The organism is Microbacterium sp. BH-3-3-3, from assembly GCF_007679045.1.
Classification (GTDB): domain Bacteria; phylum Actinomycetota; class Actinomycetes; order Actinomycetales; family Microbacteriaceae; genus Microbacterium; species Microbacterium algihabitans.
On the sequence record NZ_VEFS01000001.1, the window covers coordinates 521,924 to 539,089 of the forward strand.

Genomic DNA, 17,166 nt, shown 5'->3' on the forward strand with positions numbered 1-17,166 from the left:
GCCGTGACTCAGAGCTCGGCGTGCAGGGCCCATACGCGCTCGGCCAACGCCGGCCAGGCGAAGCCCTTCGCACGGTCGCCCGCGAGCACGCGCAGCCGGTCGGCGTCGTCGCCCAGGGCGCGCGCGAGGGCGGGGCCGAGTGCGTCGGAGGTGGCGAAGGCCGCGGCATCCGCCAGCACTTCCCGATGCACGGGGGTGTCGAGCGCGACGATGGGCACGCCCAGCGCGAGGGCGTCGACGGCCCGCCACGGCCAGTCGGTGCGGGAGCTCGCGGTGACGAAAGCTTTCGCGTGCGAGAGCACCGCGGCGCGGTCGAGAACGTCGAGCGAGCCCCGCGCATGCACGCGCGCTGCCGTGAGGCCGGCGGCGACGGCGAGGTCGCTCACCGCGGCCTCCTCGCCCTCGGGCACGTCGAGGACCACGACGTCGAGGTCGGCGCCCGCCTCGGCGATCGCGGCGAAGACGGAGGAGAGATCGTCGGATGCCGCGGTGGCCCCGGCCGCGGCGATGAACGACGACGGCAGATCGAGGTGGCGCAAGCGCCCCACGGCGTCGGTCGGCACGCGCAGGCCGGCGGCGGGGGCTCCCCCCAGCACGCGCACCTTCTTCGCGAGCTTCGGCTTGGCCATCTCGGTGAGGCGCTCGGCCATCGCGTGCGTCGGGACGATCACGGCGTCGGCGTGCTTACCGATCCGCGAGAGCAGGGCGCGCGCGGCGAGGACCTCGGACTTCGGAAGCTCGTCGGCGGTCTCCCACGCGCGCAGCTCCCAGAGGGTCACGACGATCTGGTGCGTCTCGTTGACGCGGTCGTGGCGCACGAGCGGGGCGAGGGCCGTGGGCGAGTGGATGAGTCCCTTGCCGATCCCCGGCGCCACCCCGAGCTGCCACGACGCCGCGAGCTCGCGTCGACGCACGGCCAGGCGCGTCTCGGAGCTGAGCCCGGCGATGGGCTGGTCGTCGCCGAGACCCGGTGCGGGCGTGATCGCGGCGACGTCGCAGCCGCGTGGGGCGGTGGCGACGAGCGCCTCGGTCAGCGACGCGGACGCCTCGGCGAGATCGCGCGAGGTCGGAGCGACGAGTTGATCGAGGACGACGCGGAGGGTGACGGTCACGGCGCGGGGCTCTCCGTTTCGGTCGGGGGGTGCAGCTTGTCGTGCACCATCTGCTGCACCTGGGCGTAGTCGGGGTCGAACTCGTCGACACCGCCCGCGGGGGTGAGCTCGAGCGTGCCGACCGGCTGGTCCTTCGCCTTGAGCGCGAGGTTGACGAGCGTGGGGGCGATGAGGCCCTGCGGCAGGTCGGTCTCGACGAGGCTGGTGGTGCTGTTCGCGACCTCTTGGAAGTGCGTCAGCACGTTCTGCGGGGTGAACTGCGAGAGGACCGCCTCCTGCAGCTCGCGCTGACGGCGCATGCGGTCGAAGTCGCTCGTGGTGTAACGCGAACGGGCGTACCACTGGGCCGTATCGCCGTCCATGTGCTGCTGGCCGGGTTCGATCCAGCCGAACGCCCAGTCGTCGACGGGCTGGCCGTCGTAGGCGGGTCCCCCCTTAGGCAGGCGCTCCTGCACGTTGATGTCGACCCCGCCGAGCGCGTCGATGACGTCGGCGAAGCTCTTCATGTCGATCAGGACGTAATAAGGAATCTGGATGCCGAGGATCCCCTCGGCCGCATCCTTCGTCGCCTCGATGCCCGGCTCGCTGCCCCGCTCCTTCGTGCCGGGGTACAGCTTGTTGCCGTCCTGGCAGATCTCGACCTCGGTGCGCAGCTGGTTGATGCCGCTGCCCCACCCGCACGTCGCGTTCGCGTAACCGGTGTGCCCGTTCGGGTACTCGTCCTGCATCGGCCCCGGCGCGAAGGGGAAGTGCGGCATGTCGCGCGGGATGCCGGTGATCGTCGTCGCCCCGGTGTCGGCGTTGATGGAGACGACCGAGATGCTGTCGAAGCGCATGGAGTCGCGGCCCTCGCCCGAGTCCGCGCCGAGCAGCAGGATGTTGTAGTACCCGTCGGAGGGCGGGACCACCGCCGCCGACTGTGCGAAGAGCTGGGAGAAGGCGTCTCTCGTGGTGCCGGCCGCCTGCGCGGCCCACGCGGCGCCCGAGCCCGACAGCGCGAGCAGACCGACCGAGACGATCGTCATGGCGATGCGCGCGATCGGCCCGACCCGCACGAGCCGCACGAGCCGCAGGGTGTCGATGGTGAGAACGACCCACAGGGCCGCGTACGCGAGGAGCACGATCTGCACGATCGTCAGCGGAAGCGGACGGAACCACGACAGGAAATCGGGGATGAACGACCCGGTCGCGAGGGCGAACAGCACGCTCGGCGACAGCAGCGCGAACAGGCCGGTCAGCACGAGCACGGTCCACATCAGCAGCGTGGCACCGAGCCCGAACCGGCCGAGTCGGCGATTGCCGGCCACCACCTGCGCCGACCCGGGGAGCACGAAGTTCAGCACCACGAGCCACCATCCGCGGCGCGTCATGACCTCGGTCGAGGTGGCGTCGGGGTGTCGCAGCGGCTGTGCGTCGACGAGTCGCTCCTGCGCGCGCGGGCGCGGAGCCGCGAGGGTCACAGGGAGTCCTTCAGGCGGCGGTTCTTCTCCTCCACCTGCTGTTCGAGGTCGCGGGCGTAGGCCTCGACGCGGTCCGCGATGTCGGCGTCGGCACTGCCGAGGATCCGCGCCGCCAGCAGACCGGCGTTCTTCGCCCCGTTGATCGAGACGGTGGCGACCGGGATCCCCGCGGGCATCTGCACGATGCTCAGCAGCGAGTCGAGCCCGTCGAGGGTGGCCAGCTGTACGGGCACGCCGATCACGGGCACCGAGGTGACCGAGGCCAGCATGCCGGGCAGGTGCGCCGCTCCCCCGGCCCCGGCGATGATCGCGCGCAGTCCGCGGCCCCGGGCCTCGCGGCCGTAGCGCACGAGTTTGTCAGGAGTGCGGTGGGCCGAGACGACCTCGACCTCGTGGGGGATGCCGAACTCGGTCAGCACCTGACTGGCGGCGTCCATGACGCGCCAATCGGAGTCGGAGCCCATGACGACGCCGACCACGGGCGTCTCGGAGGAATGCAGCGGCCGGGTCACCGGTCCAGGCTAGGCGCGCCCGCTGAAAGATCGCGGAGCGGCGCGCTCAGTCGAAGAACGCGGCAGCCGCTCGACCCTCGTAGACGACGTCGTCGAGGTCGTCGCCGACGACGTTGACGTGGCCGACCTTGCGGCCCGGGCGCGGGTCCTTGCCGTAGGTGTGGATCTTGGCGGAGGGGTGCGCGGCCATGGCACCGGCGAACCGCTCGTCGAGGGTGCCCTCGGCCGGGCCGCCCAGCACGTTGATCATGACGGTCCACGGGGCCACGGCATCCGTCGCCCCCAGGGGGAGGTCGAGCACCGCACGCAGGTGCTGCTCGAACTGGCTCGTGACGGCGCCGTCCTGGGTCCAGTGACCGCTGTTGTGCGGCCGCATGGCCAGTTCGTTGATGAGGATGCGCTCGTCAGTGGTCTCGAACAGCTCGACGGCGAGCATGCCCGTCACCCCCAGCCCCTCGGCGACCGCGACGCCGATCTCGGCCGACACGCGCTGCACGCGGGCGTCCGCTCGGGGCGCCGGAGCGACGACCTCGGCGCACACGCCCCCGCGCTGCACGGTCTCGACCACGGGGTACGCGCGCACCTCGCCGGACGGGCGACGCGCGACCTGCTGCGCGAGCTCGCGTGTGAAGTCGACGAGTTCTTCGACCAGGAGCGAGCCGCCGCCTGCGTCTTCGGCGAGAGCGGCGAACCAGTCGTCGGCCTCGGTCGCGGCCGAGACGACGCGGACGCCCTTGCCGTCGTACCCGCCGCGCGGGGTCTTCACGACGGCACGACCGCCGTGGGCGTCGAGGAAGTCCTGCAGATCGGATGCCGAGGACACGGCGGCCCAGTCGGGTTGGGGCAGGCCGAGCTCGGCCATCTTGGCGCGCATGACGAGCTTGTCCTGCGCGACGCCGAGGGGCGCCGGACCGGGGTGCACGGCGACGCCGGCGGCGACCAGCGCGGCGAGCACGTCCTGCGGCACGTGCTCGTGGTCGAAGGTGATGACGTCGACGTCACGGGCGAAGGCGAGCACCGTCTCGGCGTGGCGGTAGTCGCCGACGGCCGTCGCGGCGAGCGCCGCCGACATGCCCTCGGTCTCCGCGAGAACGCGGATTTCGACACCCAGCTCGACGGCAGGCGCGATCATCATCCGCGCCAGCTGTCCGCCACCGACCACTCCGACTCGCAGCGCCATGCCGCTCCTTCCGTCAATTCCCATTCTGACGGGCCGCGCGCGGCGATGCGACCCGGCCCCGGCGCCCTCAGGTCCCTGAGCCCAGCCCAGGTCCCTGAGCCTGTCGAAGGGACCGCGACCCGCGCACCCCCGCGACCCGTCAGGTCCCTGAGCCTGTCGAAGGGACCGCAACCCGCAGACCGCGACGCCCCGGCGCCACCCAGGTCCCTGAGCCTGTCGAAGGGACCGCAACCCGCAGACCGCGACGCCCCGGCGCGCCTCAGGTGTCGATCGAGCCCGAACCGAAGGTCTGCGAGTCGCGGTGCGCGAGGATCTGGTTCACCTCGACCTGGTCGACGAGCGTCTCGTGCACGAGCACGGCGTTCGGCACGTTCTTCATCCGGAGCGGCGGTTCGACGCCGTTCGACAGGCTGAGGGTGCCGGCTCCCCACAGGCGCTGGAGGATGCCGCGCCGCATCTGGATCGCGTAGCCGCGCACGTGCGAGATCTCGCGCTGGCTCGTTCCGAACAGTCCCGAACGCTCGATCACCCGCCGCGTGGTGATGGTCCACGTGTGCGAGAGCCAGACGAGGTAGGGCACCACCACGAGCAGCAGCACGAGAGCACCCGCCGCGGTCAGCAACATCCAGTTCTCATAGGGTTCGGGCAGGTTGTCGTAGAAGTAGGCGGTGGCCCCCGCGACGCCGATCAGCACGAGGGCCGAGAGCGACAGGCGCCGCGCGTGCGAGCGCAGGCGCGCGATGCGCAGTTCAGGCGCGGCGACCCCCGGCGCCGGCGTACGCGGGCGTCCGATCGAGCTCGACGGCTGGGTCACGCTCTCATTGTGCGTGGTCGAGCCTGTGCGATCCCGATGCCACGCGGACCTCACCCGCAGTACTCACCCGGCAGCATTCGCGAGACCGCCAGCTGCACCACCACTCCGTCGCGGGTGCGCATCGTCACCAGTCCGTCCCGGGCGATGAGCCGGCCCTCGTCGGTGACGGTGTACTGCGCGTCGGGGTAGGCCGCGCGCACCTCGGCTTCGGTCGCCCCGATGCCGATGCCGCGATCGGTGCGCGGCCCCACCGTGAAGTCGGGGGCGTCGTTGTCGTAGCGGTCCCACGAGACGACGCCGACGGTGTCGGGATCGCCCTCGTAATCGCGCACGAGCCACAGCGAGCCGTTCTCGGCGATCCAGGCGGGGTCTCCGTCGGGTCGGCACGTCGCGGCGTCGGGGAAGCCCGCCACCGCGTCGAGGATGCCCTCGCCCAGCTTCACCGGTCCGATGCCCTCATCGGTGACCCGCCACTGCGCGGGATCGGCGGGATCGGCGGTCGCGGTCGGCGGGACGGTGGTGGCCGGTGGCGTGGTGGCCGGTGGCGTGGTGGCCGGTGGCGTGGACGCAGGAGTCGTCGGAGCGGAAGTCGGCGTCGGCGTCGGGCTGGCGACGACGGTGGGCGTCGCCGCCACCGTGCCCCCGGAGAGCGCTCCGCTCGCGAAGACCGACGTGCCCACGACGGCCGCGACCAGCACGGCCGCCGCGCCGCCCGTGAGGGCGAGGGTGCGGCGACGCCGGCGGTGCTCGAGGTTGTCGATGCCGGCGTCGATGGCGTCCGAGAGCGACGCGCGCTCGCGAGGGGTGAGGTGGTCGTCTTTCGTCATCGCACTGCTCCTTCGGCGGAGAGGGGGTGGAGGCCGTCCGCGGCGACGCGAAGGCGCGCCTTCGCCCGCGAGAGGCGGGATTTGACGGTGCCCGGCGCGACGCCGAGCGCCGCGGCGATCTCGGCCTCGGTGTAGCCCTGCATCGCCGAGAGCACGAGCACCTGCTGATCGCGCACCGGCATGGTCGCCAGCACGCCGAGGATGCCCGACTCGTCGCGCGCAGCGATCTCCGCGTGACGCGGATCGTGATCGATCCGGCTGAGCGCGAGGCGGTGGCGGCGACCCGACCGCTCGAGGTTGCGCACCGTGTTCGTCACGGTGTTCAACAGCCAGGGCAGCGGCGAACCGTCGACGAGTCGCACGGTGCGCCGCTTGCGCCACAGTTCGAGGAACGCGATCGCCACGGCGTCCTTCGCGTCCTCGCGCACGCTCAGCAGCCGCACCGCGTGGCGGAACAGGCGTTGCTCGTGCCGGTCGAACAGCGTCCGGAAGGCGGCGCGATCGCCGTCCCGCGCACGCGGCCACAGGAGGAGGTCGGGATCGTTCATACCCGGGGATGTCCGCAGGGGCGCGGATGGTTCCCGATCGATCGAAGGCGTCAGCGCACGTGCACGACGTCGCCGGCCGAGACGATGGTCTCGATGGTTCCGGATGCCACGACCAGGCGTCCGTCGGGATCGATGCGCACCGCGGTGCCGGCCAGGGTCGTCCCGTCGGGCATCGCCACCGCGACCTCGCGCCCCACCGTGACGCACAGCTTCTCGATCTCGCGGTTGACGCGGTCGATGTCGTCGTGGGTCAGGCGCGCGAGCGTCTTCGACAGGTCGTCGAGGTAGTCGGCGAGGAGCTGGTCGTCGTCGCACTCGGCACCGATCGCGGCGAACGAGGTCGCCGTGGTCACGGGCAGATCGGCGCGGGTCATGCGCGTGTTCACTCCCGCGCCCACCACGACCATGTCGGGGTCGCCGGGCACGACCTCGGCGAGGATGCCGCAGATCTTGCCGCCGTCCACGAGCACGTCGTTCGGCCACTTCAGCTCGGCGGTGCCGCCGTGGCCGGTCAGCTGGTGGCCGATCGCGCGCGTCATCGCAGCTCCCGCCGCCAGGGGGATCCAGCCTCGCAATGCGGGCGGGACCATCGTCGCGTCGACGACCACCGACACGGCGAGCGCCGTTCCGGCGGGGGCCGTCCACGACCGGTCGAGGCGGCCGCGGCCGGCGCGCTGGTCGTCGGTGACGAGCAGCGACAGGTGCGGCCACCCCTCGGGGTCGGCGGCGACGGCGGCGACGACGTCGGCGTTCGTGGAGTCGGTGGTCTCGACGACCTGGAGGCGGGGGCTGTGGGCGGCGGCGAGCGGGTATCCGGCTGCGGGGATCGGCATGACCACACCCTAGGCAACCGGCCCGGTGCGCGGCATCCGGTTGCGCCGACGGCATCGGCCTCTTCGTGCCGCGATGGCCGGATGCCACAGCGCCTCGCCGGTTCGCTTGTGCGCACCCTCCAACGTGCGCGCCGACGCTGTCGCTAGGGTGGAAAGCGTGACCGACCAGCCCGATCTCTTCACCACCGCCGGCAAGATCGCCGACCTGCGCAGCAGGTTCCAGGAGGCGGTCGTCGACGCCGAAGCCGCCGCCCGCGACAAGCAGCACGCGAAGGGCAAGCTCACCGCCCGCGAGCGGCTCGAGATGCTGGTCGATCCCGGCTCCTTCGTCGAGCTCGACGAGTACGTGCGCCACCGCACCACCGCGTTCGGCATGGACAAGTCGCGCCCCTACGGTGACTCGGTCGTCACCGGCACCGGCACGATCCACGGCCGCACCGTCGCGGTGTACGCGCAGGACTTCTCGACCTTCGGCGGCTCGCTCGGCGAGGTCGCCGGCGACAAGATCATCAAGGTGATGGAGCTGGCGCTGCGCAGCGGCATCCCGATCATCGGCATCCTCGACTCCGGCGGAGCCCGCATCCAGGAGGGCGTCGTCGCCCTCGGCAAGTACGGCGAGATCTTCCGCCTGAACACCGCGGCATCCGGAGTCATCCCCCAGATCTCGATCATCATGGGACCCGCCGCCGGTGGAGCGGTGTACTCCCCCGCCCTCACCGACTTCGTCATCATGGTCGACAAGACCAGCCAGATGTTCGTCACCGGCCCCGACGTCATCAAGACCGTCACCGGCGAGGACGTCGGCATGGAGGAGCTCGGCGGAGCCCACACCCACAACACCCGCTCGGGCGTGGCGCACTACCTCGCCGACGACGAAGACGACGCGATCGACTACGCGCGCGGCCTCATCGGCTATCTGCCCGACAACAACCTCGCCGAGATCCCGGTGTACGAGACGCCGTTCGAGTTCGAGACGACGGATGCCGATCGCTCGCTGAACACCGTCATCCCCGACTCGCCGAACCAGCCGTACGACATCCACACCGTGATCGACGGCATCGTGGACCCTTCGACAGGCTCAGGCACCGGAGAATTTCTGGAGGTGCAGCCGCTGTTCGCACCCAACATCGTGATCGGCTTCGGCCGCATCGAGGGCCGCACGGTCGGCATCATCGCCAACCAGCCCTCGCAGATGGCCGGAACCCTCAACATCGACGCGGGCGAGAAGGCCAGCCGCTTCGTGCGCTTCTGCGACGCGTTCTCGGTGCCGATCGTCACCCTCGTCGACGTTCCCGGCTACCTCCCCGGCACCGACCAGGAGTGGACCGGCGTCATCCGCCGCGGCGCGAAGCTGCTGTACGCGTACGCCGAGGCCACCGTGCCGCTGGTGACCGTGATCCTGCGCAAGGCCTACGGCGGCGCCTACATCGTCATGGGCTCCAAGCAACTGGGCGCCGACATCAACCTCGCGTGGCCCACCGCCGAGATCGCCGTCATGGGCGGTCAGGGCGCGGTCAACATCCTCTACCGCGGCGAGATCAAGCGCGCAGAAGAGGCCGGCGAAGACGTCGCGGCCGTGCGCACGCGCCTGGCGAACGAGTACACCTACAACGTGGCGTCGCCGTTCCTGGCGGCCGAGCGCGGTGAGCTCGACGGGATCATCGAGCCAGCGCAGACGCGCGTCTCGATCGCCAAGGCCCTGCGGGCGCTGCGCAACAAGCGCGCGAGCCTGCCCGCCAAGAAGCACGGGAACATCCCGCTGTGACCGACGCCGCATCCGCCGCCGACCTGCCGCCCGCCGTGGCGGAGGTCGTGCGCGGAACCCCGACCGAAGAGGAGCTGGCCGCGGCGATCGTCGTGGTCAGCGAGGCGTACCTGCGCGAGGTGGCGGATGCCACGGCGCCCGACGACGCGCCCCGCTCGCGGTGGGAGCTCTCGGCGCGCGGTCTGCGTGCACCGCTGAACCGCGCCGCGGGGTGGCACGGTTTCACGGGCTGACCGCTCGGACGGGAAGTGTCCCCCGAAATACCTACAGACGCCGCGTTGACCGTCGCGAATACTGGAGGAGCTGGAACGCATCACGCGTTCGGCCGGACCGCTCCTTCGAGCCGGATTCGGCCGTGCGGACGGTTTTCGGGTAACCGTTCGCCCGGGTGAGGGGTCGGCGCATCGCCGCCCCTCACCCCATCCTCTCCCCCGCTGCGTCGACGGCCTCCCCCCGGGTCTGCTCCGTGGGCTGGGCGCGCTGCCGGAGACCCCCGTCGCGCGGGCGCGGGCACCTCGGCATCCGGAAACGTCCGCTGACGGAGTCGGCGCTCGTGCCTCGCCGTCGGTGCGGGGTCAGCGCGGGCGGCGGATCTCGTGCCAGAGGTCGACGTGGTCGTCGTCGCCGCCGGACTGGTCGGCGTTGGAGCGTCCGACCACCGTGACGGCGATCTCGTGGTGCGGCGAGGTGCGGATGATGACGCGGTCGGACACCGCCTCGCGCAGCACCCCGGCCAACTCGGCGCGGATCGCATCGAGATCGACCGAGGGGATCCCCTCGAGCCCGCCCTCGTCGAAGAGGTTGACGATCGCTCCGCGGCGCCGCGCGGCGTCGATCTCCGAGCGCACGACGTCGTCGAGGAGGCGATTGCCGCGCAGCTCGTCGCGCAGGCTCGCCTCGGCGCGACGCGCGGCTTCCTTGTCGGCGGAACGGAGGTTGCCGCCGTTCTCGATCGTGCGCGCGAGGATCGGCCCCGCCGCCTGCAGCGCCCGCTGCACGTGGATGCGGCGCTCGCGCTGGCGGCCGCTCTGCGAGGCTTGCCACGCGGATGCCGCCTGCTGCAGCTCGGCGAGATGCTCGGCGTCGCGCGCCGCCCGGTCGAGGGCGATCATGACCAGCTGCGCCGCCGACACCCAGACGATCGACCCCACGAGCCCGAGGCTCAGCGCCTCGAGAGGCCCGAGCCACAGCGAGGTCGACACCGCGAGGATCGCCATGCCGGTCCACGCGACCACGGGGCGGCGACGCACCATGACGATGGTCATGAGCGCGCCGATCCCCCCGATCACCCAGGTGACGAACGGCTGGGCGCGTCCTTCGGCCGTGACGGCGAGGAACGGCGCGTTCGAGACGAGGACCGCCACGATGAGGGCGAGGGCGACGCCCCACCCGGGGAGCCGCGCGGGAGTGTTCGACGAGTCGTCGGCGCGCGGGTCGCGCGCACCGATAGCGAAGATCCACAGCCAGGTCACCGGCAGGTAGAGGAACAGGGCGCCCACCAGGAGCCATCCGCGCACCACGGTGTCGGGCGAGGTCCAGATGAGGCCGCGAGCGGCGAGATAGGCCGTGAACGCGAGCCCGATGACGGAGAGGATGGAGCGGACGGTCACCAGCGGTCACCGCTCTCCCACTCGAGGGTGACGGTGGTGCCCCCGGCGTGGGAGTCGATCTCGCTGCGTCCACCGACCGCGGCGAGGCGGGCGTCGATCGAGCCGCGGATGCCGAGACGATCGGCCGGGATCGCCGCGACGTCGAAACCGGGTCCGGTGTCGCGGACGCGCACCGCCACTCCGCCCGGGGTCGTGGAGCCGGTCAACAACACGGTGAGCCCCTGCGCGTCGGCGTGCTGCACGGCGTTCGCGACGGCCTGCAGCGCGGCCAGCACCAGGGCGCGGGCGACGCGGCCGGGCACGCGCGGGGTGCCCTCCTCGACGGCGCGGGCGACGGTCAGCTCGACGCCCAGCTCGCGGGCAGCCGCCTCGATGTCGTCGGCCAACCGCAGCGCGGCGACGGGCTCGTCGCTGCCCTCGAGGGGGTCCTTCTCGGCGTTGGCGAGGCGGGTCAGCGCCTCGCGCGCCATGCTCACCGCGAGCGTGCGTTCGCGGGGGGTCGAAGCGCGCTCCGCGGCCAGCAGCGCGCCCAGCACGCTGTCGTGCATGAGGGCGGCGACCGCCACGCGCTCGTGCTCGGTGGCAGCCGTGGCCGCCGCCGACGCGTAGCTCGACACCGCGGAGGCGCGGGCCTGGTCCACGTTGGCGGCGATCGAGCGGTACATCCACCCCAGCGTCAGCAGCACGCTGCCGAGGATGAGGGCGAAGGTCACATCGAGCGCGATCGGCAGGATGAACTCGCTGCGCCCGCCCGCCTGCACGAGACGCACCACGCCGAACAGCAGAGGGGCCGCCACTGTCCAGGTGATCTGCAGCGAGATCGGGAAGGCCACCACCGTGGCCACCGTCGCGACGTTGATGAGGTAGAAGATCCAGGGATTCTCGGTGGGCGCGGGCGGCGGTCCACCCGCCGTCGCGATCGGCCACAGGGCGAGGGCGAGCACGAAGACCACGGCGAAGATGCCCGAGAACACGCGCGCGAAACGCCCGATCGTGCACGCGACGATCATGGCGAGCAGCGGCAGGAACACCGCCAGCACCAGGGGCACGTGCCACCCCTCGGCCTCGTCTCCGGGGCCGAAGGCCGCGGCGAAGGCCTGGGCGCCGAGCACGAGCGAACCCGGGCCGACGATGAGGGTGATGACGCGTTCGATGCGCGTCTGCGTGAACGATCCCTGCTCCGCCTGCCCCTCTCGGGTGTGGGGGATGCGCCCCCACGCGTCGTCGAGCACGGATCGATCGGTTTCAGCCATGGGTGGGAGCGTCATCGGGCGCGTCATGCAGGATGCCGTCTTCCATGGCCCGACGCAGGAGGTCGACCTTGGTGGGGGCCGGGCGCCCCACCTCGACGTATTTCACACGGACGCGGGTGATGTTCTCTTTGGCCGTCGAGTAGGCCACGCCCAGCCGGTCGGCGACCGCCTTGAGCGGAAGGCCCGCGGCGTACAGCCGCAGCACCTCGCGCTCGCGCGTCGACAGTTGCGCATCGGCGAAGGCGCGGTCGCCCTCGACGGCGCTGGCCCACTCGACGTTGTCGAGCAGCTCGCCGCGGGCGACGGTGCGGATGGCGCCGAGCACCTCGTGGGTGGGAGAGGACTTGCTGACGATGCCGGCGGCGCCGGCGGCGAGCGCTTCGCGTACCGCGGCGGCGCGGTCGGCGACGCTGTGGATGATGACGCTCGAGCCGTCGCGTACGACGCGGTCGACGTTCTCCGACACCGTGGTGCCGTCGCCGAGCGTGAGATCGAGCACCACGACGTCGGCCGGAGTGGTGACGGTGGCGCGGCGCCAGTCGAGGTACGCGGCGACGTTGGCGCCCGAGAAGACCACCTCGGTCGCTTCGGTGCGCGCGAGGGCGGCCTCCAGCCCGAGCCGGACCGACTCGTGGTCATCGATGAGGGCGACGCGCGTCATCCCCACATCGTATCGGCGCGGACCCTCGCCGCGCAGAAGCGCTCCCGCGGCGGGCGCGTCAGCGGCGCAGCACCGTCACGGCCTCGACATGGTGCGAGTTCGGGAACAGGTCGACGCCCCGGATGCCGTCGGTCCGGTACCCGTGCTCGCCGAAGATCGCGAGGTCGCGGGCCAGGGCCACCGGATCGCAGGCGACGTAGACGACGGCGGCCGGCGACAGGGCCGCGATCCCCTCGACGGCCGGTCGTCCAGCCCCGGCGCGCGGGGGGTCGAGCAGCACCACTCCGCGCGACAGGCGCTCGCGCTCGCGTGCGGAGGCGTCGGCGGCGAGCGCGGTGACGAAGCGGTCGACCCGCGCGGTCTCGGCGCGGGCGCCGATCCACTCCGCGAGGTTCTTGCCGGCGTGCTCGGTGGCCCGGGCGTCCGACTCGACGCTGATCACGCGGGTGGCGGGGCCGCCCGCCTCGGCCAGGGTCGCCGCGAACAGGCCCACACCCCCGTAGAGGTCGAGGTGGGTGGCATCCGCATCGAGATCGCCGACCTGTTCGGCCAGTTCCGCCGCGACGAGGGAGGTGAGGGTGTGCGCCGCGAGGCGGTGCACCTGCCAGAAGCCGCCCGCATCGACGAGGAAGACCCGGTCGCCCACGCGCTCCTCGACGACCTCCGGTGCCGGGTGCGCCCGCGTGCCCTCGGGACGCGGCAGGACCCGCACGCGACCGTCCGACGGCTGGACGAGGTCGATACGCCCCGGAGCCGCCGCGTGCCGGACTTCGGCCGCCGCGCGGGCCACGGCATCCGTCGCCAAGGGGAGATCGGGGGTCTCCACCACGTGGTGCGACCGGGCGGCGTAGGCGCCGACGCGGCCCGCCTCGTCGACGTGCAGGCTCACGCGCGTGCGCCAGCCCGTGCCGTCGGCCGATTCGGGGTGCTCGGCGTCTCCCGCGGCGCGGACGTCGACCGGCAGCTCGAGCTTGCCGACGCGCTCGACGGCCTCGCGGATGACGCGCTGCTTGAGGGCCCGCTGGTGGGCGAGCTCGATGTGACCGAACTCCGCACCGCCCACCCGGTCGGACGGGTCGACGTCGATACCCGCGGCGCTCCACACGTGCGGCCGGCGCTCGGGAGCGGCGTCGAGCACCTCCACGGCGTCGGCGCGCCAGAACGACTTCTTGCGCGTGTCGGTGAGGCGGGCGCGGATGCGCTCGCCCGGCAGCGTGTCCGCCACGAAGACGACGCGCCCCTCGTGCCGTCCGACGAAGACACCGCCGTGGGCGATGCCGGTGATGTCGAGTTCGATGAGGTCGCCGTCGTGCATCCCCCGAGCCTGTCACACGCGACCGGGAGAGTGCCGGGGGCGGGTCCCACGCGCGTCCGGCGGCTTCGACAAGCTCAGCCACCTCGCGTTCCGAGGTCCCTGAACCCGTCGAAGGGCGGTCCCTGAGCCTGTCGAAGAGCGGTCCCTGAGCCTGTCGAAGGGTTCGGACGCCACCGCCGCGTGGGTAGCGTGGGCGCATGCGCGTGTGCTTGGCATCCACTTCTCCCGCTCGTCTCATGCTGCTGCGTCAGGCGGGCATCGAGCCCGAGGCGCGGTCGCCCCGGGTCGACGAGGAGGCGGTCATCGCGGAGGTCGAGGCGGCCGAGGCGCGGCGCCTGCCCGCCCCCGAGCACGTGCTGCTCCTCGCGCGCCGCAAGGCGGCCGACGTCGCGCACCGCCTGCGCGCGGAGGAGCCCGACTTCGACGGTTTCGTCATCGGCGGCGACTCGATGTTCGCCCTGGGCGACGAAATCCTCGGAAAGCCGTACACCCCGGATGCCGCGACCGCCCGCTGGCGCGGGATGAGGGGCCGCACCGGGGTGCTGCACTCCGGACACAGCGTCTTCCGCCTCTCGCCCGGCTCCGAGCCACGCGAGGCGCACGCGGTCGCCGAGGCCGCGGTGACCTTCGCCGGTGACGTCGACGACGCCGAGATCGCCGCGTACGTGGCCACCGGCGAGCCTCTGCTCGTTGCCGGGGCGTTCACCGTCGACAGCCTGGGCGGGGCGTTCATCGAGCGCGTCGACGGAGACCCGTCGACGGTGGTGGGCATGTCGCTCTCGACGGTCCGACGTCTGGTGCGCGAACTGGGCGGCTCGTGGACCGACCTGTGGAACCGTTCGTAGACTCCCTCACACGTTTTTCGGCGTTTCTTATCGAGGAGGGTCAAAAGGCCGGGGTGCCCCCTCGCTAGGCTGGGAGGATGCCGAAGATCGCCAAGGTCCTTGTCGCCAACCGCGGCGAGATCGCCGTCCGAGTCATCCGCGCCGCCCGTGATTCGGGGAAGGCCTCCGTCGCGGTCTACGCTGATCAGGACCGCGACGCCCTGCACACCCGCCTCGCCGACGAGGCCTACGCCCTCGACGGCGCGACCAGCGCTGACTCCTACCTCTCGATCGAGAAGATCCTCTCGGTCGCCCGCCGCTCCGGCGCCGACGCCGTGCACCCCGGCTACGGCTTCCTCGCCGAGAACGCCGACTTCGCCCGCGCCGTCATCGGCGCCGGCCTCATCTGGATCGGTCCCTCGCCCGACGCCATCGAGGCGCTCGGCGACAAGGTCACCGCGCGCCACGTCGCCGAGAAGGTCGGCGCACCGCTGGCCCCCGGAACCCCCGGCCCCGTCTCGGGCGCCGACGAGGTCATCGCCTTCGCGAACGAGGTCGGCCTGCCGATCGCCATCAAGGCCGCGTACGGCGGCGGTGGACGCGGCCTGAAGGTCGCGCGCGAGCTCGACGAGGTCGCCGAGATGTTCGAGTCGGCCACGCGCGAGGCCGTCGCCGCGTTCGGTCGCGGCGAGTGCTTCGTCGAGAAATACCTCGACAAGCCGCGCCACGTCGAGACGCAGTGCCTCGCCGACTCCGCCGGCAACGTCGTGGTCGTCTCCACGCGCGACTGCTCGCTGCAGCGCCGCCACCAGAAGCTCGTCGAAGAGGCGCCCGCGCCGTTCCTGACCGACGAGCAGAACGCCATCCTGTACTCGGCGTCGAAAGCCATCCTCAAGGAGGTCGGCTACGTCGGTGCCGGCACCTGCGAGTTCCTCATCGGCGCCGACGGCACGATCTCGTTCCTCGAGGTCAACACCCGTCTGCAGGTGGAGCACCCGGTCTCTGAAGAGGTCACCGGCATCGATCTCGTGCGCGAGCAGTTCCGCGTCGCCGAGGGCGAGGAACTCGGCTACGACGACCCCGTGCCCACCGGCCACTCGATCGAGTTCCGTATCAACGGAGAAGACCCCGGTCGCGGATTCCTCCCCCAGCCCGGCCCGATCCACGTCTTCAAGACGTTCGGTGGCCCCGGCATCCGCCTCGACTCCGGCGTGACCGCGGGCGACAGCGTCTCGGGCGCCTTCGACTCGCTGCTCGCGAAGATCATCGTGACCGGCCGCGACCGCGCCGAGGCGCTCGAGCGTTCGCGCCGCGCCCTCGACGAGTTCGAGGTCGCGGGCATGCCGACCGTCATCCCCTTCCACCGCAAGGTCGTGCGCGACCCCGCCTTCACCGCCGAGAACGGCGAGTTCGGCGTCTTCACGCGCTGGATCGAGACGGAGTTCGTCAACGACATCCCCGCGTGGGACGGCGAGCTCGAAGCCCCCGCCGCGGCCCCCGGCCGCCACACGGTGGTCGTCGAGGTCGGCGGCAAGCGCCTCGAGGTGAGTCTGCCCGATCGCATCACCGCGGCGGCACCGCAGGTCGGTCGACCCGCGGCCGCTCCCCCGTCCCGCCGCGCGCACGCCGCCTCTCCCACGGCCGGCGCCACCGGCGACGCGGTGAAGTCGCCGATGCAGGCCACCGTCGTCAAGGTCGCCGTCGAAGAGGGCCAGCAGGTCGTCAAGGGCGACCTGGTCGTCGTGCTCGAGGCGATGAAGATGGAGCAGCCCATCCAGGCCCACAAAGACGGGACGGTCGCCGGCATCGACGCCTCGGCCGGCACCACGGTCGCCGCGGGCCACCAGCTGCTGCTGATCAGCTGACGGGCCCTTTCGTTCGCACGGCGCCGCGCTCCTTCGGGGGCGCGGCGCCGTCACAGGTGGCTGAGCCTGTCGAAGCCACCGGAACCCGCGACGAAGACCGGGCCCTTCGACGAGCTCAGAGACCTGCCCCACACAGGTGGCTGAGCCTGTCGAAGCCACCGCAACCCGCCGCGAAGACCGGACCCTTCGACAAGCTCAGGGACCTGCGCCACACAGGTGGCTGAGCCTGTCGAAGCCACCGGAACCCGCCGCGAAGGCCGGACCCTTCGACAAGCTCAGGGACCTGCCCCACACAGGTGGCTGAGCCTGTCGAAGCCACCGGAACCCGCGACGAAGACCGGACCCTTCGACAAGCTCAGGGACCTGCGCCACACAGGTGGCTGAGCCTATCGAAGCCACCGGCGAGCTCAGGCACCTCCGTCACACAGGGGGCTGAGCCTGTCGAAGCCACCGCAACCCGCGACGAAGACCGGACCCTTCGACAAGCTCAGGGACCTGCGCCACACAGGTGGCTGAGCCTGTCGAAGCCACCGGCGAGCTCAGGCACCTCCGTCACACAGGTGGCTGAGCCTGTCGAAGCCACCGGA

16 protein-coding genes are annotated in these 17,166 nt (G+C 71.9%); 4 read left to right on the plus strand and 12 right to left on the minus strand.

What is annotated here, in order from left to right; translation table 11 throughout:
* Positions 1-8: 8 nt before the first annotated feature.
* From FS769_RS02465 to FS769_RS02505, 8 genes are all read right to left on the minus strand, one after another.
* On the minus strand, positions 9-1,112 hold the full coding sequence (locus tag FS769_RS02465; protein ID WP_144828924.1) for a glycosyltransferase: 1,104 nt from the start codon (positions 1,110-1,112) through the stop codon (positions 9-11).
* Positions 1,109-2,572 carry an LCP family protein gene (locus tag FS769_RS02470; protein WP_260979673.1) on the minus strand — a complete coding sequence of 488 codons (1,464 nt, stop codon included), beginning with the start codon at positions 2,570-2,572 and terminating at the stop codon, positions 1,109-1,111. The genes FS769_RS02465 and FS769_RS02470 overlap by 4 nt, the downstream gene beginning before the upstream one ends.
* The gene (gene purE / locus FS769_RS02475; RefSeq protein WP_144831809.1) at positions 2,569-3,036 is read right to left on the minus strand and encodes a 5-(carboxyamino)imidazole ribonucleotide mutase; all 468 of its coding nucleotides are present in this window, start codon (positions 3,034-3,036) and stop codon (positions 2,569-2,571) included. The genes FS769_RS02470 and purE overlap by 4 nt, the downstream gene beginning before the upstream one ends.
* 94 nt (positions 3,037-3,130) lie before the next feature.
* A complete protein-coding gene (locus FS769_RS02480; protein WP_144828927.1) occupies positions 3,131-4,264 on the minus strand; it encodes a 5-(carboxyamino)imidazole ribonucleotide synthase in 1,134 nt (377 codons plus the stop codon).
* A 259-nt stretch (positions 4,265-4,523) separates the two neighbouring features.
* A complete protein-coding gene (locus FS769_RS02485; protein ID WP_144828930.1) occupies positions 4,524-5,078 on the minus strand; it encodes a PH domain-containing protein in 555 nt (184 codons plus the stop codon).
* 50 nt (positions 5,079-5,128) lie between these two features.
* The gene (locus FS769_RS16735) at positions 5,129-5,905 is read right to left on the minus strand and encodes a hypothetical protein (RefSeq protein ID WP_186325396.1); all 777 of its coding nucleotides are present in this window, start codon (positions 5,903-5,905) and stop codon (positions 5,129-5,131) included.
* The gene (locus FS769_RS02500; protein WP_144828937.1) at positions 5,902-6,453 is read right to left on the minus strand and encodes an RNA polymerase sigma factor; all 552 of its coding nucleotides are present in this window, start codon (positions 6,451-6,453) and stop codon (positions 5,902-5,904) included. The genes FS769_RS16735 and FS769_RS02500 overlap by 4 nt, the downstream gene beginning before the upstream one ends.
* 50 nt (positions 6,454-6,503) lie before the next feature.
* A complete protein-coding gene (locus FS769_RS02505; protein ID WP_144828940.1) occupies positions 6,504-7,286 on the minus strand; it encodes a biotin--[acetyl-CoA-carboxylase] ligase in 783 nt (260 codons plus the stop codon).
* Between the two features lie 157 nt (positions 7,287-7,443).
* Here FS769_RS02505 and FS769_RS02510 point away from each other — a divergent pair, with 157 nt between their 5' ends.
* Both FS769_RS02510 and FS769_RS02515 read left to right on the plus strand, forming a co-directional pair.
* Entirely contained in the window at positions 7,444-9,051 is a 1,608-nt protein-coding gene (locus FS769_RS02510) for an acyl-CoA carboxylase subunit beta (protein WP_396652401.1), read from the plus strand.
* Positions 9,048-9,284, plus strand: coding sequence for an acyl-CoA carboxylase epsilon subunit (locus FS769_RS02515; RefSeq protein ID WP_144828946.1), 237 nt, complete (start codon positions 9,048-9,050; stop codon positions 9,282-9,284). The genes FS769_RS02510 and FS769_RS02515 overlap by 4 nt, the downstream gene beginning before the upstream one ends.
* A 342-nt stretch (positions 9,285-9,626) precedes the next feature.
* Here FS769_RS02515 and FS769_RS02520 read toward each other — a convergent pair whose 3' ends face one another.
* The 4 genes from FS769_RS02520 to FS769_RS02535 are packed head-to-tail and all read right to left on the minus strand — an operon-like array spanning position 9,627 to position 13,890.
* The gene (locus FS769_RS02520) at positions 9,627-10,661 is read right to left on the minus strand and encodes a hypothetical protein (RefSeq protein ID WP_144828949.1); all 1,035 of its coding nucleotides are present in this window, start codon (positions 10,659-10,661) and stop codon (positions 9,627-9,629) included.
* Positions 10,658-11,914, minus strand: coding sequence for an ATP-binding protein (locus FS769_RS02525; protein WP_230704299.1), 1,257 nt, complete (start codon positions 11,912-11,914; stop codon positions 10,658-10,660). The genes FS769_RS02520 and FS769_RS02525 overlap by 4 nt, the downstream gene beginning before the upstream one ends.
* Positions 11,907-12,575 carry a response regulator transcription factor gene (locus tag FS769_RS02530; protein ID WP_144828952.1) on the minus strand — a complete coding sequence of 223 codons (669 nt, stop codon included), beginning with the start codon at positions 12,573-12,575 and terminating at the stop codon, positions 11,907-11,909. Before FS769_RS02530 ends, FS769_RS02525 begins: the two co-directional genes overlap by 8 nt.
* A gap of 58 nt (positions 12,576-12,633) precedes the next feature.
* Complete coding sequence (locus FS769_RS02535) at positions 12,634-13,890, minus strand: class I SAM-dependent RNA methyltransferase (RefSeq protein ID WP_144828955.1); 1,257 nt, start codon at positions 13,888-13,890, stop codon at positions 12,634-12,636.
* Between the two features lie 197 nt (positions 13,891-14,087).
* On the opposite strand from FS769_RS02535, the gene FS769_RS02540 reads away from it, so the two are divergent.
* Both FS769_RS02540 and FS769_RS02545 read left to right on the plus strand, forming a co-directional pair.
* Positions 14,088-14,735, plus strand: coding sequence for a nucleoside triphosphate pyrophosphatase (locus tag FS769_RS02540; protein WP_144828958.1), 648 nt, complete (start codon positions 14,088-14,090; stop codon positions 14,733-14,735).
* Between the two features lie 77 nt (positions 14,736-14,812).
* Positions 14,813-16,579 carry a biotin carboxylase N-terminal domain-containing protein gene (locus FS769_RS02545; protein WP_144828961.1) on the plus strand — a complete coding sequence of 589 codons (1,767 nt, stop codon included), beginning with the start codon at positions 14,813-14,815 and terminating at the stop codon, positions 16,577-16,579.
* The last annotated feature ends 587 nt before the right edge of the window (positions 16,580-17,166 follow it).

Coding starts and splice junctions, on each gene's coding strand:
- FS769_RS02505 (WP_144828940.1), bottom strand. CDS start 7,286: ATGCCGATCCCCGCAGCCGGATACCCGCTCGCCGCCGCCCACAGCCCC.
- purE (WP_144831809.1), bottom strand. CDS start 3,036: ATGGGCTCCGACTCCGATTGGCGCGTCATGGACGCCGCCAGTCAGGTG.
- FS769_RS16735 (WP_186325396.1), bottom strand. CDS start 5,905: ATGACGAAAGACGACCACCTCACCCCTCGCGAGCGCGCGTCGCTCTCG.
- FS769_RS02530 (WP_144828952.1), bottom strand. CDS start 12,575: ATGACGCGCGTCGCCCTCATCGATGACCACGAGTCGGTCCGGCTCGGG.
- FS769_RS02545 (WP_144828961.1), top strand. CDS start 14,813: ATGCCGAAGATCGCCAAGGTCCTTGTCGCCAACCGCGGCGAGATCGCC.
- FS769_RS02500 (WP_144828937.1), bottom strand. CDS start 6,453: ATGAACGATCCCGACCTCCTCCTGTGGCCGCGTGCGCGGGACGGCGAT.
- FS769_RS02535 (WP_144828955.1), bottom strand. CDS start 13,890: ATGCACGACGGCGACCTCATCGAACTCGACATCACCGGCATCGCCCAC.
- FS769_RS02480 (WP_144828927.1), bottom strand. CDS start 4,264: ATGGCGCTGCGAGTCGGAGTGGTCGGTGGCGGACAGCTGGCGCGGATG.
- FS769_RS02540 (WP_144828958.1), top strand. CDS start 14,088: ATGCGCGTGTGCTTGGCATCCACTTCTCCCGCTCGTCTCATGCTGCTG.
- FS769_RS02525 (WP_230704299.1), bottom strand. CDS start 11,914: ATGGCTGAAACCGATCGATCCGTGCTCGACGACGCGTGGGGGCGCATC.